The sequence below is a fragment of the Pseudomonas sp. S2_E01 genome, from assembly GCF_054668365.1.
Genome location: NZ_CP162762.1, coordinates 6,071,614 through 6,094,849 on the forward strand (window position 1 = coordinate 6,071,614; position 23,236 = coordinate 6,094,849).

Sequence of the window (23,236 nt, forward strand, 5' to 3'; positions counted from 1 at the left end):
GCTCATGAAAAACCCGCAGAAATGCGGGTTTTTTATGCCTCAAATTTACTTGTCGTGATCGATGTCCAGCTTGCTGAAAGTCACCTTGCCACCTTCGCTCGTGTAGCCGGTGTTGTCCTGCACATAGACGCCTGCCTTGAAGTACAGCGGTTTTACCCGCCAGGTCGCGCTGATTTTGGTATCCCACTGGTAGCCCGCCGCGCTGATGCCGAGGGCGCCGCCGGGGCTCAGGTGAATGAGGTAGGAAAACTCCTGATCCAGTTTCACCCCGGTGGCGATGGTGATCACCCTGCCTTCACTATCATCGGGGCGCATGCGTACCTTGGCGACGATGTTGCCGGCCTTGGTGGCGTCCTTGTATTGGTACTCGACTTTGACCATGGGTTTTTGGCTTTGATAAGCATGAATCTGGCCGATGACGATCTTCCCCGAACTGGGCACCTGGTTGACCGCCAGCGTGGCACGCAGGGAGTTGTCGGCATCGGGGTAGTACCAGTTTTTCAGGGTGCCGTTGCTGTAGGTTTCGCGCAGTTCGGTGCGCGGGAATTTGGCGTTCTCCGTCCGGGTCCCCGTGACGGGCGACCAGAAAAAGAGGGTGCCCGTGTCGGAATGGAAGTATTGATTCTTGTAGCCTGTCACCAGTTTTCGGGTTTCAACTGTGTACGGCGGGCTGCCGACAGGAACACTGAGATTCCAGGATGCAAGGTCAATCATAGCGAAGCTTCCACGGTGTCTGGTTTCGGTACGCACGTGCCAGAAGCTCTAGCACGGGCGTTTGAGCGCGGCCTTTATAATAGTAGTGAACTCTTTTGTTAATGCTGGCCTGACAAATGGATGGCGTCAAAATCCTGTTAAAACGCCATCTTTCCCGTATTTAGCGGGCTGTAGAGGCTACCGTTAGTCGGTAAATGAATGCAGTGGGTAAATGATGGCGTACTGACAGCTTCTGCTTTCGCGGTTCCCGGTCTAGAGTGAACGCATTGTACTGTCCGATTTTCACGAGAAACCGGCCTGACGTCCCTACAAGAGAAGCAGCATGGAATGCGCGCAAACTACGCCAGTTGAAGGCAGCTCAACCCTTTTGATCGTCGATGATTACCCGGAAAACCTGGTCAGTATGCGTGCGTTGTTGCAGCGTCAGGATTGGCAGGTCATTACGGCTGCCTCCGGTTTCGAAGCCCTCAGTCTGTTACTTGAACACGATATCGACCTGGTGCTGCTGGATGTGCAGATGCCGGGTATGGATGGTTTCGAGGTCGCCCGCCTGATGCGCGGCAGCCAGCGAACCCGTCTGACGCCGATCATTTTCCTCACTGCCAACGAGCAATCCAAGGATGCGGTGATCAAGGGCTACGCCAGCGGTGCGGTGGATTACCTGTTCAAACCCTTCGACCCCCAGATACTCAAACCCAAGGTGCAGGCCTTGCTGGAGCACCAGCGCAATCGCCGGGCGTTGCAACGCCTGAGCCATGATCTGGAAGCGGCGCGGGCGTTCAATGCATCGGTGCTGGACAACGCGGCCGAGGGCATTGTGGTGGTTGATGAGGACGGGATGATCCGCTTTGCCAACCCGGCCATGTCGCGGCTGCTCAATGCGACGCAGCAGGATTTGCAAGGCAAGGAGTTTCTTGATTACCTGCAAAAACCGCACATTCCAGTCTGGGCCGATTCCGAGTTGTTCTGCGGTTATAAGCGTGGCGAAACCTTCCGCCTGCATGATGCCTCTCTGCGTACCGCCGCTGGGCAACAGGTGCCCGTGGCGTTGTCTTGTGCGCCGCTACCGGCCGAACAGCGCGCGATGGTGGTAACGGTGCTGGACATGTCGGTGGTGCGCCATCTACACCAGCAACTGGAATTCCAGGCCGTCACCGACCCGTTGACTGGCCTGCTCAATCGCCGGGGTTTCTACCAGACGGTGGAAAACCTGCTGGTGCGCGGCGAGCGCTCCGAGCGTGCGTGGGTTTTGTTGTACCTGGATCTCGATGGCTTCAAGCGGGTCAACGATTGCCTCGGTCATGACGCCGGCGACCGGGCGCTGCGCTGGGTTTCCGAGCAACTGAAGACCTGCTTGCGGCCTGTCGACATTCTTGCGCGCATGGGCGGTGACGAATTCACGGCGCTGCTGGACCTGGAGTTTCCCGAGCAAGCGGCGAAGATTGCCGAGAAAATCATCGAGCGTGTGTCCGTCTGTCAGCAGATCGACGGCCTGGACATCGCACTGGGCGCCAGTATTGGCATTGCCACGTTCCCGGACTGCGGGTCCAACCTCGATGGTTTGCTGCGAGCGGCCGACATCGCCATGTACGAGGCCAAGCGTGCAGGTCGCCAGCAATATCGGTTCTATGACCACGACATGAACGGCCGGGCGCGCTCACGGTTGATGCTCGAAGAAAGCGTGCGCACGGCCATCGAAAACCGGGATTTCAACCTGGTGTATCAGCCGCAGGTGGCCATCGGGGGCGGACGGATTCGTGGTTTCGAGGCGCTGCTGCGCTGGCAGCACCCGAGTGTCGGTGACGTACCTCCTGGGCTGTTCATGCCCTTGCTGGAGGAGGCACGTTTGATCAGCCGCCTGAGCACCTGGATCTATGAGCGTAGCGCCGGGCAACGTAAGGCCTGGGAAACCCTGTTCGGCGAGGATTTGGTGTTGGGCGTCAGCTTGAGCAGCACGCAGTTCGGCATGCCCAACCTGGTGACCGAGCTGCGCCTGGTGTTGGAGCGTCATGATTTGCAGGCGCGCCATCTGGAGGTCGAGGTCACTGAAGAGGCGCTGATGCAAAACCCGGAGGAGACGCGCAAGCAGCTGCGGTTGCTGCGAAACCTGGGGGTGCGCGTGGCTTTGGATGACTTCGGTTCCGGGCCTTGCTCGCTGTCGCATCTGCGCGATCTGGAGCTGGACACACTCAAGCTCGACCGCCACGTGATCGCCCGCTTGCCTGGCTCACCTCGAGATGCGGCACTGGTACACAATGTGATCGGCCTGTGCAGGGAATACGGGATTCTGGTGATCGCCGAAGGCGTGGAAACCGTCGAGCAGTATGAGTGGCTGCGCGCCAATGGCTGCGAGTACGTGCAAGGTTTCCTGGTGGCACATCCGATGGTCGCCGAGGACGCCGCAGGCTTTGCGCAACCCTTCGACTGGAGCGCGCTGACGGACTGAATTCGCTACACTGGCGGCCTGTCCGTAATTGATACCCTGCGCTGCGATGACTCCCTTGAAGTACCTACAGGCCTATCCTGCTGCGTTGCAGGAGCAGGTGCGCCAGCTGATCACGGAGGATCGCCTGGGCGACTACCTGAGCCGGCGTTACCCGCAAAAGCATGATGTGCAGAGCGACAAGGCGCTGTACACCTATGCCCTGGACCTGAAGCAGGCCCACCTGCGTAATGCCCCGGCCATCGACAAGGTGCTGTTCGACAATCGCCTGGATCTGACGCACCGCGCGTTGGGCCTGCACACCACGATCTCCCGGGTGCAGGGGGGCAAGCTCAAGGCCAAGAAGGAAATTCGCGTCGCCTCACTGTTCAAGGAAGCGCCCGCCGAGTTTCTCAAAATGATCGTGGTGCATGAGCTGGCGCACTTCAAGGAGTCGGATCACAACAAGGCGTTCTACAAGTTGTGCGAGCACATGTTGCCGGGGTACCACCAGGTCGAGTTCGACTTGCGGGTGTACCTGACGTGGCGGGAAATGCAGTAACCAAGGGGTGTGGGGATGGACGTGAGCAAGACCAAGAGCAGCTTCTATCGCCGTCTGTATGTGGCGTATCTGATCGACAGCGGTTTGGCCAGCAGTGTGCCGGCCCTGACCGACGTGACTGGCATGCCCCGGCGCACGGCCCAGGACACCATCGCCGCGTTGGCGGACCTGGACATTGTGTGCGAGTTCGAGCAGGAAGAGGGCGCGCGTAACCACGCCGGACGCTACCGTATTCGCGATTGGGGGGCGATTGATCGGGGGTGGATCGAGCGCAATCTGCGGCAGATCAAGGCGGTGTTGGAATACCCGTGATGGTTGTGGGGCCTGGTCTGGCCCCATCGCGGGCAAGCCCGCTCCCACAGGGGCGACGTGTACTTTGTGGGAGCCTGCTCGCGAGATGTTACTCAGGACCGCCGCATGCCTATGTGTGGAATCCCGTCCTCCAGGTACTCCTCGCCCGCCACCTCAAACCCGTAGCGCCCGTAATACCCCTGCAAATGCGCCTGGGCCGACAGATAGATCGGCATATCCGGCCAGTGCTTTTGTGCCTGTTTCAAGGCCTGGGCGATCAGCTCATGACCCAGCCCCTGGCCGCGATAATCAGGCGCCGTGATCACCCGGCCGATGACCACATCGCCGCCCTGTAGTTGCGGGTCGAGCAAGCGCAGGTAGGCCGCCAGCCGATCTGTGTCCCAAGCCATCAGGTGGAAGGTGTCCCCTTCCAGGTCCTGGCCGTCGATGTCCTGATACAGGCATTTCTGTTCCACCACGAACACGTCAGCGCGCAATTGCAAAATGGCGTACAGCTGCTCCTTGCCCAGATCGCTGTGATGTTTGCAGACCCAATCGATTGTCATCTTTGCGTTTTCCTTCACTCAGTGCTTGCGATACTAAGCGTCTGGAAGAGGGATGTCTGTATGGCGGAGAAATCTGTGACAAAGTCCAAAATGCCATCATTCATTTCGCGCGCAGTTGTCTTCTTTGTGTAATCTGGGATTGAAGCTGTGCAGCGATTTCGATGAGCTAAGGTTAGTACCTGGTGTGCCGGTAAGGGACCGTCGAGTTTTGGTTGAAAACACGTGGGCAACCTGCCCGCTAAGGATTTTCGAGCATGCCGCGATTGAATCGAGCGTGGGCCTTGATGGCTTGGTTGTTGCTGACCCAAAACGCGGCCGCTGAGAAGCTGCGACTGGTCGCCGACACCTGGCCACCCTTTACCGACGCTACGCTGGTCAACGGCGGACTGGCCACCGATATAGTCGCCACCGCGCTGACCCGCGCCGGCTTCGCTAGCGAGTTTGAGCAGGTGCCCTGGGCGCGTGCGCTGATGGGGATTGGAGAGGGGCGCTACGACGTGCTGGTGAATGCCTGGTACGCCGAGGAACGCACCAAGCTGGGGCAGTTCTCCGCCGAATACCTGATCAATCGCGTGCGCTTCCTGAAGCGCAAGGATGCCCCGATCGAATTCGATAACCTTCAACAACTGCACATGTACCCGATTGCCGTGGTGCGCGGTTATGCCTATTCGCCGGCGTTCGAGAACGATCCGTCGCTGCAAAAAGTCCCTGTGCACAGCTTTGCCATGGCGGTGCGCATGGTCGCCGCCGACCGGGTCAAGCTGACTCTGGAGGACGAATACGTTGCGCGTTACTACCTGGCTCGCGAATCAGCCAAGGTGCGCAACGCCGTGGAATTCCTGCCCAAGCCCCTGAGCGAAAACAGCCTGCACATTCTGGTTAGCCTGAAAAACCCCCAGCATGAGCAGATTGTTGCCGGGTTCGATCGCGCAATTGCCGGGATGAAGGCTGATGGCAGTTATGCGCGGTTGTTGAAGCAGCATGGGATGTAGGCATTAGCTTCAAGCTGCAAGCTGCAAGTTTCGAGCTTCAAGTCATGGGGTTTCGCTGGTGTCTTTGATCAGGTGTGCTGCCAACGTGCGTAGCGGCCCCAGTTGTCGGCAGATCAGCGCCAGTTGGGTTTGTACCAGCCGCTGGCCTTCGTCGATCTCATCCGGCATCTGTTCCAGTTCGTTGGCCATGGCTTCTTCTTCATCGCTCTGAATCGCGATGGGCATTTTGCTGGTCAGTCCTTGTGCGATTTCATCGATGCTGCTCGCCAGTTTCACTCCTGCACCTTCGATCAGGTGCTCACGCACTTCCGCTGGCAATTGGGTTTCCCGGTGGGCGCCCAGCCCTGAGAGATAGCTGAGCAAGGTGTGCGACAACACCAGAAAGCGGAATCCTATATCGGCCTCCTTACGGAAATGCCCAGGCTCCATCAGCATGTTGGCCAGCGTCGTCGACAGCGCCGCATCGGCGTTGTGGGCGTTGCGTCGGGCCAGGCGATAGGCGAGGTCGTCGCTTTTGCCGGCGGCGTATTGCTGCATGATCTGGCGCAGGTAGATGCTGTTGCAGGTCAGCGTGTTGGCCAGCACCTTGTTCAGGCGTCGGCCCTGCCAGTCTGGCAGGAACAGGAACACCGCGAGGCCGGCGATCAGGCTGCCCAGCAGGGTATCGAACAGGCGAGGCAGGAAAAGTCCGTAGCCGTCGCCCACCTGATTGAAGCAGAACAGCACCATCAGGGTGATAGCGGCGGTGGCGAGGGTGTAATGGGTGGTGCGGCTGATAAAGAACACCACCCCGGCAACGATGGCGATGCACGACTGCACCAGCGGGTTGGGGAACAGGTCGAACAGCGCCCAGGCCACGGTCAGGCCGATGGCGGTGCCGATGATCCGCTGCCCGAGCTTGCGTCGCGTGGCACCGTAGTTCGGCTGGCAGACGAAGAGGGTGGTGAGGATGATCCAGTAACCCTGGGAAGGGTGTATCAAGTGCACCATGCCGTAGCCGATGCTCAAGGCCAGGGGCAACCGCAGGGCGTGGCGAAACAGCAGCGACGTGGGTGTCAATTGCGTGCGCAGGCGAACCCACACGTCCTTGAGGTTACGCGGCGAACGGTCGAGCAGGCTGCTGTCGCTGGCGTCGGCGAGGGCGTCGGGGTTGCTGGCGTCGCTGAGCAGGCGATCCATGGTGCCAAGGTTGGCGGCCAGCGCGCGCAAGGATCGCAGCAATCCACGCCAGGCCGGGTTGCTCTGGATGCGCAGGTGTTCGAGTGAAGCGTGCAGGTCGCCCAAGGCCTCGGCGAAACTGGCGTCGTAGATGAACGGCTGGCGCATCTGGATCGACTCGGCCAAGGCGCGGCAGGCCTTGCCTTGCTGGCGCAGCAGGCGCTGGCAGCGGAACAGCACGTCGCTGTGGAAAAATGCTTCGGCCAGGGCGTTATACGGATAGTGCGAGGAACTGGCGCGTTCGTGAATGTCCTGGGCGAGGAAATAGAGTTTCAGGTAACGGCTGACTTTCGAGCCTGGCCGGCCGTTGCCGACCCGGTGCAGGATGATTTCCTTGGCGGCGTTCAGCGCGGCGACCACCCGGCCATTTTGCTGGGCGAGTTCCAGCCGGCGCGCTTCCACGTCCATCCCTCGGACCGGTTCGAGCAGCGACGATTTGAGCTTGAGGTAAAAGCCCAGCTCCCGGAACAGACGCGCCAGGCTTTGCTGTACGGGCTGGTTGGAAAACAGCGCCTGCCACAACACCGAGAGCAGGCCATACCACGCCGCCCCCGCGACCAGCAGCATCGGTTCATGCCAGAAATCGGTGACCGCACCACCGCGCTGGTCCACGCCGATCATGGTGTAGACCGACAGAATCAACGTGCCGGAAGCGATCGCTCCGTAACGCTCGCCCAGCGCGCCCAGCATGGTCAGGCCGAAACCGGCGAGGGCCAGGGCAACGACAAAAATGATCGGGTAGGGGAACAGCAATTCGACCGACAGCGCGGCGATGGTGAAACACACCAGCGTCACCGCCAGCGAGTTGAGGCGGCCTTGCCAGCTATCATCGGTCTCGGCCAGGGCGCAGGCGATGATGCCGAGGAACAACGGAATCAGCAGGCCCATTTCATCCTGATACCAGCACAGCGCCATGCTGCCGGTCAGGGCGATGAATACCCGCACGCTGTAGCTGAATTTATCCAGCGCCCAGATACGACGCAGAGACTGACGAAGAGGGGTCGATGACATGAAGTGCGAAGGCCTTCCGAGGCAATGCCGCTAAATTGAGCCACTAATGACGTCGGCGCAATGGCGCCGATCACATGTGACAGCAAAATCTGTTCCTTATCCCTGCATCGCGTCACCCCCCCACTGTAGGAGCGAGCATGTCGAGGCGTCGAACCGTCGCGATGGTCGTCAACGATAACGCTGGCTGTCTGACGCCCAGCGGTGTTCTTTTTCCATCGCGAGCATGCTCGCTCCTACAGGGGGGATGCGCTCAATCAGACGTACTGCGCAGCCGCATAGCCCGAGGCCCAGGCCCACTGGAAGTTGAAGCCACCCAGGTGCCCGGTGACATCCAGGACCTCGCCGATGAAATACAGGCCTGGGCTTTTAAGCGACTCCATGGTCTTGGACGACACCTCGTTGGTGTTCACGCCGCCCAGGGTCACCTCGGCCGTGCGATAGCCTTCGGTGCCCGCCGGCACGACTTTCCAGCTCGCCAGTTTCTGCGCAATGTCGGCCATTTCGGCGTGGGTGTACTGCTTCATCGGCTTGGATGCGAACCAGTTGTCCGCCAGCAGATTGGCCATCTTCTTGGTGAAAATCTCACCGAGCAGGGTCTTCAGCTCGCTGTTCGGGCGTTCGGCTTGCTGTTGTTGCAGCCAGCCCGGCACGTCGTGGTCAGGCAACAGATTGATTTCAACCGTGTCGCCTGGCTGCCAGAACGAGGAAATCTGCAGAATCGCCGGACCGCTGAGGCCGCGATGGGTGAACAGTATGTTTTCGCGAAAGCTCTGATCGTTGCAGCTCACCAGGCAATCCACCGAGGTCCCGGACAGCTCGCTGCACAACGCCTTGAGCTGGTCGGTGATGGTGAACGGCACCAGGCCGGCGCGGGTGGGGAGCAATTCGTGACCGAATTGTTTGGCCACCTGATAACCGAAACCCGTGGCGCCCAGGGTCGGAATCGACAGGCCGCCGGTGGCGATCACCAGTGATTGGCACGTCACCTGGCCGAGGGTGGTGTCCAGCAGGTAGCCGCGCTCCAGCTTCTCGATGCTCTGGATCGAAGTATCCAGGTGCAGGCTGACGCCGGCCTGGTCGCACTCGTTGAGCAGCATTTCGAGGATGTCGCTGGATTTGTTATCGCAGAACAACTGCCCGAGTTTTTTCTCGTGGTAGGGCACGCCATGCTTGGCAACCATCCCGATGAAGTCCCACTGGGTATAGCGGGCCAGGGCGGACTTGCAGAAATGTGCGTTCTGCGAGAGGAAATTGCCAGGTTCGGTGTACATGTTGGTGAAGTTGCAGCGGCCACCGCCCGACATCAGGATTTTCTTGCCGGCCTTGTTCGCATGGTCGAGCAACAGCACCTGACGCCCACGTCCGGCGGCGGTCAGTGCACACATCAACCCTGCGGCGCCTGCGCCAATGATCACGACTTCGGTAGAGCGCAAAACGGTGTCCTCTTCATTCACCACAAAACAACACGTACACACAAAACAAACTGTGGGAGCGGGCTTGCCCGCGATGAGGTCGGCACATCCAACAAAGTAGTTGTCTGTCAGGCCGTCATCGCGGGCAAGCCCGCTCCCACAGGGAATGCGGTCAGGTCTTAAAGGATCCGCACCCGCAACGATCTGCCCTTGATCTTGCCGTCATTCAGGCGCTGCAAGGCCTGTTTGGCGACGCCGCGTTCCACCGCGACGTAGGCCTGGAAATCGAAGATCGCGATTTTGCCGACCTGTGCGCCGGGAATGCCGGCGTCACCGGTCAGTGCACCCAGGATGTCGCCCGGACGCACCTTGTCCTTGCGCCCGGCGGCGATGCACAAGGTGCTCATCTGCGGCAGCAACGGGCCGCCGCCCTTGGCGGTCAGGTTGTCCACCTGGTCCCAGGTCAATGGCGACTTCTGCAGCGCTTCGATGGCCTGCGCGCGCTGTGCTTCGGCAGGTGCCACAAGACTGATAGCCAGCCCCTTCTCACCGGCACGGCCGGTACGGCCCACGCGGTGGATGTGGATTTCCGAATCGCGGGCCAGCTCGACGTTGATCACCATGTCCAACGAATCGATGTCCAGGCCGCGGGCAGCGACGTCAGTGGCCACCAGCACCGAGGTGCTTCGGTTGGCGAACATTGCCAGCACCTGGTCGCGGTCACGTTGTTCCAGGTCGCCATGCAGGCCGACCGCGGAGATGCCCTTGGCGGTCAGGTGGTCGACGGTTTCCTGTACCTGCTGCTTGGTGAAGCAGAACGCTACGCAGGACGCCGGGCGGAAGTGGCCAAGCACCTTGGTCACCGCGCTCATGCGCTCTTCTGGAGAAATCTCGTAGAAGCGCTGCTCGATCTGCGAGTCGTCATGGAACGCCTCGGCCTTGACCTGCTGCGGGTTGCGCATGAACTTCGCTGCCAGTTGCTTGATGCCGACCGGGTAGGTGGCGGAGAACAACAGGGTCTGGCGACGCTCCGGGGCTTGCATGATGATTTCTTCGATGGAGTCGTAGAAACCCATGTCGAGCATGCGATCGGCTTCGTCGAGGATCAGCGTGTTCAGGCCATGCAGCACCAGCGAACCCTTGCGCAGGTGCTGCTGGATGCGGCCCGGCGTGCCCACGATGATGTGCGCGCCGTGCTCCAGGGAGGCAATCTGCGGACCCAGGGACACGCCGCCGCACAGGGTCAGGACCTTGATGTTGTCTTCGGCGCGGGCCAGGCGACGGATTTCCTTGGCGACCTGGTCGGCCAGCTCGCGGGTCGGGCACAGGATCAGTGCCTGGCAACCGAAGTAGCGTGGGTTGATCGGGTTGAGCAGGCCGATGCCGAAGGCAGCGGTCTTGCCGCTGCCGGTCTTGGCCTGGGCGATCAGGTCCATCCCCTTGAGGATCACCGGCAAGCTCTGCGCCTGGACCGGCGTCATCTGGGCATAACCGAGGGATTCGAGGTTAGCCAGCATGGCGGCAGACAGCGGCAGAGTATTAAATTCGGTGGCAATGGTGGTCACGGGACGGGCCTGCAAAACAAAATGTCGCGCAGTGTACCAGTCCCGCCCACACTACCTGCAAATTCTGGACGAATAGCCTTTGGCCGCCATGCTCGCTCAGTGGTCGATATCGTGCTCGCGATTGACCACCCGGCGCCCGTCGTTGGGCGATAGCTGGGAAAAGATCGTCGCCGCGAGCATTGCCATGATGCCAACCGTGACGAATGTCAGTTGGAATGCGCCCAGCACCGTGTCCACACCGTCATTGCCGACTTGCGCTGTAAACCCGCCCAGCAATGCGCCCGCGCAGGCCACGCCCAGGCTCAGGGACAATTGCGCAACCACCGACAGCAGGCTGTTGCCGCTGCTGGCGCTGGCATCATCGAGGTCGATCAGGGTCACGGTGTTCATTGCAGTGAACTGCAACGAGTTGATCGCCCCCAACACCGCAAGCATGCCCAGCAGCAGCCAGTAGGGCGTCTGCTCGCTGACCAGGCCCATGCTCGCCAGCATCAGGCCCAGCGCCAGGGTGTTGCCGGTCAGAACGATGCGATAGCCCAGGCGCTCGATCATCGGCCGTGCGACCGACTTGGCGACCATCGCTGCGGCAGCCAGCGGCAGCATGCTCATCCCGGCCTGGGACGGCGAGTACCCGAGCGCCACTTGCAGCAGCAACGGCACCAGGAACGGTAGGGCCCCGCTGCCCAGGCGGGCAAACAGATTGCCGAGAATGCCGACGGCGAACGTTCGGGTCTTGAACAGCGACGGCGAGAACAAAGGATTATCAATGTGCCCGGCTCGCAGCCAGTAAGCCGCCAGGCACGCCATGCCGCCAAACAGCAGCAACATCACTCGCAAGTGCGGCAGGTGCAGCTCGCCCAAACCTTCCATGGCGATGGTGATCAGAATCATCGCCGCACCGAACAGCAGAAAACCGAGGCCGTCGAAGCGGGTACGTTCACTGCCGCGCAGGTCGGGGATGAATTTCCACACGGCGTAGCAACCGATGGCGCCGACCGGCAGGTTGATGAGGAAGATCCAGTGCCAGGTCAAGTACTCGACCATCCAGCCACCCATGGTCGGGCCGATCAAGGGACCGAGCAGGCCCGGGATGGTGATGAAGCCCATGATCCGCACCAGTTCCGAGCGCGGGTAAGCGCGCAGTACCACCAGCCGCCCAACCGGCAGCATCAGTGCGCCTCCCAGGCCCTGGATCACCCGGGCGCCAATCAGCATGCTCAGACTGCTCGACAGGGCGCAGAGCAGTGAGCCGATGCTGAACAGCAGGATGGCGCCAAAGAAGATTTTCTTGGTGCCAAAGCGGTCGGCAATCCAGCCCGAAGCGGGGATCAGCAAGGCGACCGTGAGCATGTAGGCGATGATCACGCCCTGCATGCGCAAGGGGTCTTCCGCCAGGTCGCGGGCCATGGCCGGCAGGGCGGTGTTGAGAATGGTCCCGTCCAGGGACTGCATGAAGAATGCAATCGCCACCACCCACGGCAACCAGCGGGCAGTGACAGCATCGAGAGCGGGGCGGTTGGGCATGGGGCCTCTTTTGAATGGTCGGGTAACCAGAAACTGTGGGAGCGGGCAAGCCCGCTCCCACAGTTTCTGTGTTTACAAGGTCAAGGTCAGTTTGCTCACCAACGCCCCCGGCAACAACGCCGAATCCGTTGCCCGCTGACTATAGGTGCTCGCTGACAGCAGTAGTTCCCGCTCCTGGGTCAGCGCTTCCAGTTGTGAGCCGAGCAGACTGAAGGCGCTGTCATCGAAACGCATGGTGCTGACGGGCGCCTGGATCTTGCCATTCTCCACCCAGAATGTCGCAAAGCGGGTCATGCCGGTCATGCGGGCACCCGGTTGATCCGAGTAGTTGAGGTACCACAGGTTGCTGATGTACAGGCCCGTGCCCAGTTGTTTGAGAACGTCTGCGTCAGGCAGCGTTCCGGCGGCCATGTTCAAGGCACTCGGTGCTTCGTAGCCGCTGGCGCCGTTGGCTGTCAGGCCGTATTCGGCGGCGCTGCGTGAACTCACCAGTTGCGCGTCGGCCCGACCTTGGGTGATCAGTTTCAGATCGCTGCGCGGATAACCTTCGCCAGAGAATGCCGGGCTCAACGAACCGCTGACCCGCTCATCGATGGACACCAGCGGGCTGAACGACTGGTCGCCGGCATAGAGTTTCTGCAACGGGCTGCTTTTGCTGGCGATCGACTGCGCCGAGAAACCACCCCAGCTCAACAAACCCATGATTTCTTCCAGCGCGGCGGGCGCCAGGTAGGCGCGGTATTGTCCGGGTGCCAGGGTGCGCAGGGGCCGACCCAGCAGTTCGAGTTGCTCGCGCGCCTGGGAGAAACGTCGGGTGAAGCTGTCAGCGCTCCAGTCGTGCCCGGCATAGCTGGCTTTCACTGCCTGGCCATTTTCATGGAACAGGCTGAAGTCGAAGTTGAAGCTGTTCGCCTGATGCCAGCCGAACGCGCCCGCCGAACTGGCGAAGCCCCGGCTGATCGGGCCTGCCGCATAGAAACCCACCAGATCCAGGCCTACGGCGGCTCGGGTAATCAGGCCAACGACGTGTTCGGTGTCCGGTAGCGGATGCGCCTGCACGTTGTTGCTTTGCCAGCCGTTGTGATTGAGCAGCAAATAAGGGTCCTGCGGTAGCAACGGCAGGGTCTCGCGCAGTTGTTGAAGGCCCTCGGCCAAGCGCTGTTGATCCACCTGCGCCTCACCTGTCAGCGTGATATCGAGGTCGGCATGCCGGCCTTCGCTGATCAGCTTCAATCCGATGCTCGCCTGCTGCACCTGGCCGGCCTGGCGCACTTTTCCATGGTTGAAACGCACGAAGGCTGACGATTCGGCACCATAGCTGAGGGTGAATTGTTCAGGCTCACGAATCGCTTCGCGCAGGCCTTTGACCAGCGCCTTGAACGACTCGGCCTGACTGTTGGCTGGATTGGATAGCGGCATCAGGCTTCTCCCCCGAATACATCAATATGGCTGAACACACAGGCCGGCGACGCGTGGCCGACGCGGATGACCTGGTTGGGCTCGCCCTTGCCGCAGTTCGGAGTGCCCAATACCTGGAAGGTGTCTGCATCGCCAACGGCGCTCAGGCTCTTCCAGAACTGCGCGGAAACGCCCCGGTAATTCGGGTTTTTCACCACACCCTTGAGTTCGCCATTCTCGATCAATTGACCCCACTCGCAGCCGAACTGGAATTTGTTGCGCGCATCGTCAATTGACCACGAGCGATTGGTGGACATCAGGATGCCGTGCTCGATGTTGCCGATCAGTTGCGCCAGCGGCTGATCGCCGGGTTCGATGTTGAGGTTGGCCATGCGGTCGATGGGCGGACGGTTCCAGCTGCATGCGCGGCTGTTGGCGACGCCGTCCATGCCGGCGCGAAATTGCGACAGCGCTCCGCCCAGTGGTCGCAGGAGCAATCCTTGCTTGATCAAAAACTGCTTGGTCGCAGCAACGCCGTCGTCGTCATGACCGTAGCTGGCCAATTGCTCGGGAATGTCGGGGTCGAAGGTCACGTTGAGCAGCTTCGAGCCGTACTGCAGATGGCCGAAGTCCTGCGCCTTGACGAAGCTGGTGCCGGCGTAATTGCGCTCGTCGCCGAGGATGCGGTCCAGCTCGAGCGGGTGGCCAATGGACTCGTGGATCTGCAGCATCATCTGATCGGGCATCAGCAACAGGTCCCGAGGGCCCTGTGGAGTGTTTGGCGCCAACAACAATTGCAGCGCCTGGTCGGCGACTTTCGGGCCAGCACCGATCAAGCCGCATCGGTTGATCACGTCCGCGCCGCCCTGCTGACCGAAGTTCTCGCGCCCCAGGCTGCGGGTCTGGCTGTCATTGCCGTCGTAGGCGGTGACGTCCAGGCCCGGGTAGACGAAACGTTGGGCCTGGCGCAGTTCGGCGCCCGCGCTGCTCAAGTAGATCTGCTCGACGTGGGTGATGCCGATGCTCACCTGCCAGTTCACCAGTCGCTCGTCCTTGGGCACTGCGGCGGATTCGGCGCCCAGCAACTCGTAGCATTCGCTCAAGGAAGGGAAGGGCTGGTCGAGGTTTGGCGAAAAGTAATCGGCGCGGTCACTGGACACGCGCTGCTCGCGCAGGTCGAGCAAGGCATGGGGCTTGAGCTGGCGCGCTTGCTGTTCGGCTTTTTCCAGTGCGGCCTGCAGGCCGGTTTGCGACAAGTCGTTGGTGGCGGCGTAGGCTTCGACGCCGTTCACGCGCACGGTCAGCATCGCACCTTCGTCACGCCGCAGGCTCGGCGGTTCGGCGACGTTCTTGCGCACCGACAAGTACTGGCCGGACTCGCGTACATAACGCAATGAAAAGAAGTCAGCGCCCGTGCGCAAGGCAGCGAAGCGCTGCTTGAGCTGGGGGTGGAAATCGAACATGCCTGAACCTCCTGGCGATGGAGTGATGGTGGAGCGGCGTTGCGGGGGGAGGGTGAAACGGTCGCGTGGCGCTAGAGTAGGCCTGCCAGGGGGAGGGATCAAGGTTGGTGCACTGCCAGAACGATCATGTTTGGTGCCTGTGAGGGCCTATTCGCGGGCAAGCCCGCACCCACAGTCTCTCGGCTGAATCACAAATTTGTGTTCCGACCGAAAACCTGTGGGAGCGGGCTTGCCCGCGATTGGGGCGACGCGGTCTTAAGCTGGCTGGCTGACTTCCCGCACCGCCTTGCCCTTCACTGGCGCATCGCCGGCCACATAGTAATCCGCCGTGCTGCGCGGCAATGGCTGGCGACCACGGATTTTGTCGGCAATTTTTTCGGCGATCATGATCGTCGGCGCGTTCAGGTTGCCCGTGGTGATGATGGGCATGATCGAGGCATCGATCACACGAAGGCCCTGCATGCCGTGTACACGACCCTGGCCATCGACCACTGCCATGTCGTCGGTGCCCATCTTGCACGAGCAGGACGGGTGGAACGCGGTTTCGGCGTGCTCGCGGATGAATTTATCGAGCTGCTCGTCGGTTTGCACTTCGATGCCCGGGCTGATCTCACGACCACGATACGCATCCAGTGCTGGCTGCTGCATGATTTCCCGAGTCAGACGGATGCCATCGCGAAATTCCTGCCAGTCCTGCTCGGTGGCCATGTAGTTGAACAGAATGCTCGGGTGCTGGCGCGGGTCCTTGGACTTGACCTGGATGCGCCCGCGACTCGGCGAACGCATCGAACCCATGTGCGCCTGGAAACCGTGTTCCTTCACACCGTTGCTGCCGTTGTAGTTAATCGCCACCGGAAGGAAGTGGTACTGGATGTTCGGCCACTCGAATTCCGGGCGGCTGCGGATAAAACCGCCGGCTTCGAACTGGTTGCTGGCGCCGATGCCGGTACCGTTGAACAGCCACTCGGCACCAATGGCCGGCTGGTTGTACCAGAGCAGCGAGGGGTACAGCGAGACCGGTTGGGTGCAGGCATATTGCAGGTACAGTTCGAGGTGATCCTGCAGGTTTTCACCGACACCCGGCAGGTCGTGGACCACTGGGATGTCCAGGCTTTGCAGCAGTTTGGCCGGGCCAACACCGGAGCGTTGCAACAGCTGCGGCGAGGCGATTGCACCGCTGCACACCAGCACTTCCTTGCGCGCGCGGGCTTCGACGCGCTCTTCGGCAGCACCCACCAGGTAGCGCACGCCGACGGCGCGCTTGCCTTCGAAAATGATCTTGTCGGTCAAGGCGTGGGTGACGATAGTCAGGGTCGAACGCTTCTTCGCCACGTCCAGGTAACCGCGGGCAGTGGAAGCGCGGCGGCCCTTCGGTGTCACGGTGCGGTCCATGGGGCCGAAACCTTCCTGCTGGAACCCGTTGAGGTCCTCCGTACGCGGGTAGCCGGCCTGCACGCCGGCTTCAACCATGGCGTGGAACAACGGATTGTTGCCAGCTTTGGGCGTGGTCACGCTGACCGGGCCATCGCCACCGTGGTAGTCATTGGGACCGATGTCACGGCTTTCCGCCTTGCGAAAATACGGCAGGCAATCGAGGTAGGACCAGTCGTCCAGGCCAGGCAGTTTGGCCCAGCCGTCGTAGTCCATGGCGTTGCCACGGATGTAGCACATGCCATTGATCAACGAAGAGCCACCCAGGCCCTTGCCGCGACCACACTCCATGCGGCGCCCGTCCATGTGCGGCTCAGGATCGGTTTCGTACGCCCAGTTGTAGCGGCGACCTTGCAACGGGAAGGCCAGGGCGGCCGGCATTTGTGTACGGAAATCGAGGCGGTAATCCGGGCCGCCTGCTTCGAGCAGCAGCACGGTAACGCCAGCGTCTTCGGTGAGGCGGGTGGCTAAGGTGTTGCCTGCCGATCCTGCGCCAACAATGATGTAGTCATATTCTTGAGTCATGGGGGCTCCTTGAGAGCTGCGAGCTCTAAGCTTCAAGCTGCAAGAAAAAGCAGCGAGCGGCGTATCGAAGAGATGCGGCAAGCCAAACTGCTTTTACTGGCAGCTTGAAGCTTGCCGCTCGGGGCTCATCAGAACACTGATGCGTAATCGCCCAGCTCGACCTGTACCGATTTGATACGCGTGAAGTTGTTCAGCGAGCTGATGCCGTTCTCCCGGCCCACACCCGACTGCTTGTAGCCACCGACCGGCATCTTGGCGTCGGATTCGCCCCAGGCGTTGATCCAGCAGATGCCCGCTTCCAGTTGATGGATGATGCGGTGGGCGCGGTTCAGGTCCTTGGTCACCACGCCGGCGGCCAGGCCGAAGTCGGTGTCGTTGGCGCGGCGGATCACTTCTTCTTCGGTGTCGTAGGTCAGGATCGCCATCACCGGGCCGAAGATTTCTTCACGCACGATCGTCATGTCATCCGTGCAGTCGGTGAACACGGTTGGCGCCACGAACGCGCCCTTGGCGAATTCGCCTTCGCTCAGACGGTGGCCACCGCAGAGCACGCGAGCGCCTTCTTCCTTGCCTTTGGCGATGTAACCCAACACGCTTTCCATGTGAGCGAAGCTGACCAGCGGGCCGAAGTTGGTGTTTTCGTCTTCCGGGTTGCCGATGCGAATGCGCGCCACACGCTCGGCGATTTTGGCTTCGAACGCGGCTTTGAGGTGGCTGGGCACGAACACGCGAGTGCCGTTGGTGCAGACCTGGCCGGAGCTGTAGAAGTTGGCCATCATCGCGGTGTCGGCGGCGCGATCCAGGTCGGCGTCATCGCAGATGATCAGCGGCGATTTGCCGCCCAGTTCCATGGTCACATCCTTGAGCGAAGAGCTGGAGGCGCTGGCCATGACTTTCTTGCCGGTGTCGGTGCCGCCGGTGAACGACACTTTTTCGATGCGCGGGTGCTCGGTCAGCCAGGTACCGACTTCACGACCGCTGCCAGTCAACACGTTGAACACACCGGCCGGAACGCCGGCTTCGGTGTAGATCTCGGCCAGTTTCAGGGTGGTCAGCGAGGTCACCTCGCTCGGCTTGAAGATCATCGCGTTGCCCGCGGCCAGGGCCGGTGCGGATTTCCACAGGGCGATCTGGATCGGGTAGTTCCACGCACCGATACCAGCCACGACGCCCAGTGGCTCGCGACGGGTGTAGACGAACGATGTGGTGCGCAGCGGGATTTGCTCGCCTTCGATGGCAGGCACCAGGCCCGCGTAGTATTCCAGCACGTCAGCGCCGGTCACGATGTCGACGTAGCGGGTCTCGGAGTAGGCCTTGCCGGTGTCCAGGGTTTCCAGCGCGGCCAGTTCGTCATTGCGCTCACGCAGGATTTCCACGGCGCGACGCAGGATGCGCGAACGCTCCATGGCGGTCATGGCGGCCCAGATTTTCTGGCCCTTTTCGGCGCTGACCACGGCGCGCTCGACGTCGTCCCTGGTGGCGCGTTGTACTTTTGCGAGGACTTCACCGTTAGCCGGGTTGATGGTTTCGAAGGTGGCATCGCTGCCAGCGTCACTGTAACCGCCATCGATGTAGAGTTTTTGCAGTTCGAAACGGGCCATAAAGTCCTCGCAAGTGCATCAGTGATTGGCTCGATCGGGGGTATTGAGCGTTCTAGGTGTGCTCTAACTCACCCGCTTGGCCAGTTGGAAATCCATGTATTCGTAAGCGATCCGGTGCGCCTGTTCGGTGTCGAAAGCATCTCCCGACAGCGCGCCGCGCAACCACAAACCGTCAATGAGTGCCGCCAGGCCCCGGGCTGCACTGCGCGCATCATCGAGCGGCAATTCGCGGCGGAACTGGCAGCACAGGTTGGAATACAGGCGGTGATCGTTGATCCGCTGCAACCTGTGCAAGGACGGGTGGTGCATGCTGGTGGCCCAGAAGGCCAGCCAGGTTTTCATTGCCGGGCCATTGACCTGGCTGGCGTCGAAGTTGCCTTCGATGATCACCTGCAGATGCGCCCGCGGGCTGTCATCTGTCAGCGCCTGACGACGTGCGGTGACGTTCTCGGCCAGGACCGTCATCAGGTACTGCGCGGTGGCAGCGATCAGGCCGTTCTTGTCCTGAAAGTAGTGACTGATGATGCCATTCGAGACACCGGCCAAACGGGCGATCAGCGCAATGCTGGCGTCCCCCATTCCGACCTGATCGACCGCCAGCAACGTGGCTTCGATCAATTGCTGGCGACGGATGGGTTGCATACCGACCTTGGGCATCTTGCGCATCTCCTTGGGCCTTTTCGGTAGACGTCAAACGACTACCGGCTTGCGGCCAGTCTATTTTGTTTTGATTGAACGTTCAATCAACAAAAAGTGAGCTCTACGACGAAACGTCGCTCCTTGCCGGCTTTTCCACTTTGCAGGTGGTGACAATCCGACATCCCCAAAAGCTCCAAACCTGCGTGCGCAAGCGCTTGCAGGGTTTTGGGCTTTTTCGGGATGTCTTTATAACACCCGCTGGTCGGGTATTTGTTCTTTCGCAGCACCGCGCCGCCTTCATCGCGAGCAAGCCCGCTCCCACAGTAGATTGGCGGTGGCCACAATATTTGGGAGCAACCACCAGAACTGTGGGAGCGGGCTTGCCCGCGGAGGGGACATGAGCCTCAAAGGTGAGTAACCGACGACCCCAAAATAAAAACGCCGCGATCTCTCGCGGCGCTTTCGTTTCTGTGGCCTCAGCCCAGGTTCTTGCCCAGCAGTGCGTGATACAGCTCACTGTCGCCCAGAATCCCCACCACCTTGTTGTTGTCGTGCAGCACCAGTTTGTTGCCGGTCTGGTAGCGGATTTGCAGCGCATCGCGCATGCCGATGTTCGAGTCCACCAGCGTAGGTCGGCGGCCCAACTCTTCCACGGCTTGCCCTGGCGCCCAGTTTTGCAGGTCCAGGCTTGAGCCATTCTGGCGGGCGCCCTTGATGGTGTTGCCTTCCGCCAGGTCCAGCCAGGAATCACCGCCCGGATCCAGGCATACCGAGCCGTTGATACGCTTGCAGTTGTCCAGGGTGCGCATCAGGCTGCGGCCGCACAACACGTTCAGCGGGTTGGTGTGGGCGACGAAGGTACGCACATAGTCGTCCGCCGGGTTCAGTACGATCTCTTCAGGCTTGCTGTACTGGATGATCCGTCCGTCTTTCATGATCGCGATTCGGCTGCCCAGCTTCAGCGCTTCGTCGAGGTCGTGACTCACGAACACGATGGTTTTGCTCAGCTTGCGTTGCAGCTCCAGCAGTTCATCCTGCAGGCCCTGCCGGATCAGCGGGTCGAGAGCGGAGAACGGTTCGTCCATCAGCAGGATGTCGGCGTCCATCGCCAGGGCGCGTGCCAGGCCCACACGCTGCTGCATGCCGCCGGACAGCTCATCGGGTTTCTTGTTGCGCCATTGGGTCAGGCCCACCAGTTCGAGTTTTTCATCGACCAGTTTCCTGCGGTCCTTCTCCGGGCGACCCTGCATTTCCAGGCCGAAGCTGATGTTCTCGCGCACTGTCAGCCAAGGCATCAGGGCGAATTTCTGGAACACCATCGCGATGCGCTTGGTGCGCATCATTTTAAGTTCCGCGGCGGAGCAGGAGGCAATGTCGATCTGCCGGCCTTCGTGCTCGACGAACAGCTTGCCCCGACTGACGGTGTTGAGGCCGTTGATGCAACGCAGCAGACTGGACTTGCCGGAACCGGACAGGCCCATCAACACGCAGATTTCGCCTTTCTCGATATCCAGGCTGGCCTTTTCAACGCCAACGATCTGCCCGGTTTTTTTCAGGATTTCGTTACGGGTCATGCCCTGATCCAGCAGCTTGAGTGCCTCGCGCGGATCCTTGGTGAAGATTACGTCGACGTCTTCGAAGCGAATTATGCTCATGCGTCACCCCCTACTTTGGCGTCGGGTTGTTTGCAGATACGGTCGAGCATGATCGCCAGCAGTACGATCGCCAGGCCCGCTTCGAAGCCCAGGGCGATATCAGCAGTGTTCAGTGCGTTGACCACCGGTTTGCCGAGTCCGTCGGCGCCCACCAGTGCCGCGATCACCACCATCGACAACGACAGCATGATGCACTGGGTGATGCCGGCCGCGATGCTCGGCATGGCGTGGGGCAGTTCGATCCTGGTCAGCAGTTGACGTCGCGAGCAGCCGAAGGCCTTGCCAGCGTCCATCAGTTCCTGTGGAACATCGCGGATACCCAGGTAAGTCAGGCGGATGGGAGCGGCAATCGCGAACACCACCGTCGAAATCAGGCCCGGGACCACACCCAGCCCGAAGAGGGTCAGGGTAGGAATGAGGTATACGAATGTCGGTACGGTCTGCATCAGATCCAGTACCGGTCGCATTAGAGTGTAGAACATCGGTTTGTGCGCGGCGACGATGCCCAGCGGCACGCCGATGAGTACGCAGACCAGGGTGGCGAACATCACCTGGGCGAGTGTTTCCATGGTTTCCTGCCAGTACCCCAGGTTGAGGATCAGCAGAAAGGAGGCAACGACGAAGGCGGTCAAGCCCCATTTGCGTTGGATGAAGTGCGCCAGTAGGGCGATAAGTCCGATCAAGACCAGCGGGTTGAACCAGGTGAGCGCGAACGTCACGCCGTGGATCATCGTTTCCAGTGACACGGCGATGGCGTCGAAGGTGTTGGCGCCGTGTTGCGTCAACCATTCAACGAAGCCTGCAATGTACTGGCCTAGAGGTATTTTCTGATCAATCAGCATGGTAGTGAACGTCCGCATGCAAGGAAATAAACAGCCTGGACGGCCGAGGCCGTCCGGCATAAGCGATGCCTCTTACATCAAGGCTGCGCAAGCTTGGCTTTCACGGCCTCCAGGCCAGGTTTACCGTCAGTGGTGGTCACGCCAGCGAGCCAGGTATCGAGCACCTGTGGGTTCTTTTTCAGCCACGCCTTGGCGGCCGCGTCAGGCTTCATCTTGTCGTCCAGGATGTTGCCCATGAGTTCGCTTTCCATGTCGACCGTGAACTCCAGGTTTTTCAGCAGTTGGCCCACGTTGCTGCATTCCTCGGCGTAACCCTTGCGGGTGTTGGTTGCCACGGTGGCGGCGCCGAAATCGGGGCCAAAGAAATCGTCACCACCGGTGAGGTACTGGATCTTGAAACGCTTGTTCATCGGGTGTGGCGCCCAGCCGAGGAAAACGACGGCGGTGTCGCGTTTCTGCGCGCGGTCGACCTGCGACAGCATCCCCGCTTCGCTGGATTCGACGACCTTGAAACCGGCGTCCTTCAGGCCGAAGGCGTTCTTGTCGATCATGCTCTGGATCAGGCGGTTGCCGTCATTGCCCGGCTCGATACCGTAGATCTTGCCGTCCAGCTCTTTCTTGAATTTGGCGATGTCGGCGAAGTCATGCAGGCCCTTGTCGTACAGGGCTTGAGGCACGGCCAGGGTGTACTTGGCGCCCTTGAGGTTGGTGCGCACGGTTTCGACGGTGCCCGCGTCGCGATAGGCCTTGATGTCGTTTTCCATGGTCGGCATCCAGTTGCCGAGGAAAACGTCCATGTTCTTGCCATCGGCCAGGGACTTGTAGGTCACCGGGACGGAAATCATGGTGGTCTTGGTTTTATAGCCCAGTGCGTTGAGCACGACGCTGGTGGTGGCGGTTGTTGCGGTGATGTCGGTCCAGCCGACATCGGAGAAGTTCACGGTATTGCATTGTGCGGGTTCAGCGGCCTGTGCCAGAAGCGGCAGGCTAAGCATGGCGGCCAACAACAACGACGGGGAACCTTTCATGAATGGACTCCTTGGTGTTTTTTTTTGGCAGTGTTCCGACTGGGACCACCGCACTTATGGGTTGCGGTTGGGTGGCGTTCTTGAGACAGCTCTTACCGCAGCGCCTGCAATCGAGTCGATTAAGATCATGTACCAGTGAAAATCTGACGCCTACAGGGGGCGTCGTATCCAGTACAGGGATGGTCGCATCCAGTGTTGGTGACGTCGTTTACAGATTTTTTCAGGTCCTTTTGCCGCGCTGAGCTGCAAAAAACCGGCGAAACATGGCGTAAAACGCCAGCGGCGTTTGTGGACATGAGTGCGTCGGTTCGAGACGTCGCACGACACCGTAAAAGCCCGATGATGCGGCCATCTCGGCGGATTGCAGCTTGAGCGTA

18 protein-coding genes are annotated in these 23,236 nt (G+C 60.6%); 4 read left to right on the forward strand and 14 right to left on the reverse strand.

The genetic code is table 11. The annotated features are described in order from the left end of the window. Positions 1-45 precede the first annotated feature (45 nt). Positions 46-714, reverse strand: coding sequence for a polysaccharide lyase family 7 protein (locus AB4O36_RS28055; protein ID WP_460120135.1), 669 nt, complete (start codon positions 712-714; stop codon positions 46-48). A 322-nt stretch (positions 715-1,036) separates the two neighbouring features. On the opposite strand from AB4O36_RS28055, the gene AB4O36_RS28060 reads away from it, so the two are divergent. The 3 genes from AB4O36_RS28060 to AB4O36_RS28070 are packed head-to-tail and all read left to right on the forward strand — an operon-like array spanning position 1,037 to position 4,010. Continuing rightward, positions 1,037-3,160, forward strand: a complete 2,124-nt coding sequence (locus AB4O36_RS28060) for a putative bifunctional diguanylate cyclase/phosphodiesterase (protein WP_460120137.1) — start codon at positions 1,037-1,039, stop codon at positions 3,158-3,160. A 46-nt stretch (positions 3,161-3,206) separates the two neighbouring features. Next, positions 3,207-3,698, forward strand: a complete 492-nt coding sequence (locus tag AB4O36_RS28065; protein ID WP_460120139.1) for a M48 metallopeptidase family protein — start codon at positions 3,207-3,209, stop codon at positions 3,696-3,698. A gap of 15 nt (positions 3,699-3,713) precedes the next feature. After that, complete coding sequence (locus AB4O36_RS28070; RefSeq protein ID WP_427581334.1) at positions 3,714-4,010, forward strand: winged helix-turn-helix domain-containing protein; 297 nt, start codon at positions 3,714-3,716, stop codon at positions 4,008-4,010. Between the two features lie 92 nt (positions 4,011-4,102). Here AB4O36_RS28070 and AB4O36_RS28075 read toward each other — a convergent pair whose 3' ends face one another. Continuing rightward, positions 4,103-4,555, reverse strand: coding sequence for a GNAT family N-acetyltransferase (locus AB4O36_RS28075; RefSeq protein WP_460140753.1), 453 nt, complete (start codon positions 4,553-4,555; stop codon positions 4,103-4,105). Between the two features lie 254 nt (positions 4,556-4,809). On the opposite strand from AB4O36_RS28075, the gene AB4O36_RS28080 reads away from it, so the two are divergent. Beyond that, positions 4,810-5,547, forward strand: coding sequence for a substrate-binding periplasmic protein (locus tag AB4O36_RS28080; RefSeq protein WP_460140754.1), 738 nt, complete (start codon positions 4,810-4,812; stop codon positions 5,545-5,547). A gap of 42 nt (positions 5,548-5,589) precedes the next feature. Here the strand turns inward: AB4O36_RS28080 and yccS are convergent, their stop codons facing one another. From yccS to AB4O36_RS28140, 12 genes are all read right to left on the reverse strand, one after another. Next, the gene (gene yccS, locus AB4O36_RS28085; RefSeq protein WP_460120145.1) at positions 5,590-7,776 is read right to left on the reverse strand and encodes a YccS family putative transporter; all 2,187 of its coding nucleotides are present in this window, start codon (positions 7,774-7,776) and stop codon (positions 5,590-5,592) included. A gap of 254 nt (positions 7,777-8,030) precedes the next feature. Beyond that, the gene (locus AB4O36_RS28090; protein WP_460140755.1) at positions 8,031-9,209 is read right to left on the reverse strand and encodes a BaiN/RdsA family NAD(P)/FAD-dependent oxidoreductase; all 1,179 of its coding nucleotides are present in this window, start codon (positions 9,207-9,209) and stop codon (positions 8,031-8,033) included. Between the two features lie 158 nt (positions 9,210-9,367). Then, on the reverse strand, positions 9,368-10,705 hold the full coding sequence (gene dbpA, locus AB4O36_RS28095; RefSeq protein WP_460142183.1) for an ATP-dependent RNA helicase DbpA: 1,338 nt from the start codon (positions 10,703-10,705) through the stop codon (positions 9,368-9,370). A 144-nt stretch (positions 10,706-10,849) separates the two neighbouring features. Further along, positions 10,850-12,277 carry a multidrug transporter subunit MdtD gene (mdtD, locus tag AB4O36_RS28100; protein ID WP_460120148.1) on the reverse strand — a complete coding sequence of 476 codons (1,428 nt, stop codon included), beginning with the start codon at positions 12,275-12,277 and terminating at the stop codon, positions 10,850-10,852. A gap of 72 nt (positions 12,278-12,349) precedes the next feature. Next, complete coding sequence (locus AB4O36_RS28105; RefSeq protein WP_460140756.1) at positions 12,350-13,696, reverse strand: TldD/PmbA family protein; 1,347 nt, start codon at positions 13,694-13,696, stop codon at positions 12,350-12,352. Then, complete coding sequence (locus AB4O36_RS28110; protein ID WP_460120152.1) at positions 13,696-15,138, reverse strand: TldD/PmbA family protein; 1,443 nt, start codon at positions 15,136-15,138, stop codon at positions 13,696-13,698. Before AB4O36_RS28110 ends, AB4O36_RS28105 begins: the two co-directional genes overlap by 1 nt. A gap of 255 nt (positions 15,139-15,393) precedes the next feature. Further along, complete coding sequence (gene betA / locus AB4O36_RS28115; protein WP_460120154.1) at positions 15,394-17,094, reverse strand: choline dehydrogenase; 1,701 nt, start codon at positions 17,092-17,094, stop codon at positions 15,394-15,396. Positions 17,095-17,222: 128 nt separating this feature from the next. Beyond that, positions 17,223-18,695, reverse strand: a complete 1,473-nt coding sequence (gene betB / locus AB4O36_RS28120) for a betaine-aldehyde dehydrogenase (RefSeq protein ID WP_460120156.1) — start codon at positions 18,693-18,695, stop codon at positions 17,223-17,225. Positions 18,696-18,758: 63 nt separating this feature from the next. After that, positions 18,759-19,352, reverse strand: a complete 594-nt coding sequence (gene betI, locus AB4O36_RS28125) for a transcriptional regulator BetI (RefSeq protein WP_368555772.1) — start codon at positions 19,350-19,352, stop codon at positions 18,759-18,761. Positions 19,353-19,810: 458 nt separating this feature from the next. Continuing rightward, positions 19,811-20,989: a choline ABC transporter ATP-binding protein gene (gene choV / locus AB4O36_RS28130; RefSeq protein ID WP_460120158.1), complete on the reverse strand. Its 1,179-nt coding sequence runs from the start codon at positions 20,987-20,989 to the stop codon at positions 19,811-19,813. Next, positions 20,986-21,831 (reverse strand): choline ABC transporter permease subunit, encoded by an 846-nt coding sequence (gene choW, locus AB4O36_RS28135; protein WP_192306691.1) that lies wholly within the window; start codon positions 21,829-21,831, stop codon positions 20,986-20,988. Before choW ends, choV begins: the two co-directional genes overlap by 4 nt. Before the next feature lie 77 nt (positions 21,832-21,908). Then, positions 21,909-22,859: a choline ABC transporter substrate-binding protein gene (locus AB4O36_RS28140; RefSeq protein WP_460120160.1), complete on the reverse strand. Its 951-nt coding sequence runs from the start codon at positions 22,857-22,859 to the stop codon at positions 21,909-21,911. Positions 22,860-23,236 lie beyond the last annotated feature (377 nt).